1 protein-coding gene is annotated in these 328 nt (G+C 63.4%); it reads right to left on the reverse strand.

From position 1 onward, the window contains the following. Positions 1–328, reverse strand: a 328-nt coding sequence (locus XalbCFBP2523_RS16040; RefSeq protein ID WP_146084167.1) for an AMP-binding protein, incomplete at both ends; no start/stop codon positions are given.

Here is a 328-nt window from a genome sequence, read left to right on the forward strand (position 1 = left end):
CGACAAACTCGATCGTCCCGTCGGCATGCCAACGCCCCAGATCGCCAGTGCGGTACATCCGCGCCGTTGGATCAGCGCTGAATGGATCAGCGCTGAATGGATCAGCGAGGAAGCGCGCGGCGGTCAAATCGTCGCGGTTCAAATACCCACGTCCCACACCGTCACCACCGAGATACAACTCGCCCACCACCCCGATCGGCACCGGCGCACCGTGTGTATCGAGGATGTAGATGCGCGTGTTGGCGATCGGGTGGCCGATCGGGAGGCTGCCAGCATGTTCCCATCCCGCGCAGTAGCGCCAAGCCGTGACATCCACCGCCGCTTCTGT

Source organism: Xanthomonas albilineans (assembly GCF_002939705.1).
In the GTDB taxonomy this organism is placed as follows: Bacteria; Pseudomonadota; Gammaproteobacteria; order Xanthomonadales; family Xanthomonadaceae; genus Xanthomonas_A; species Xanthomonas_A albilineans.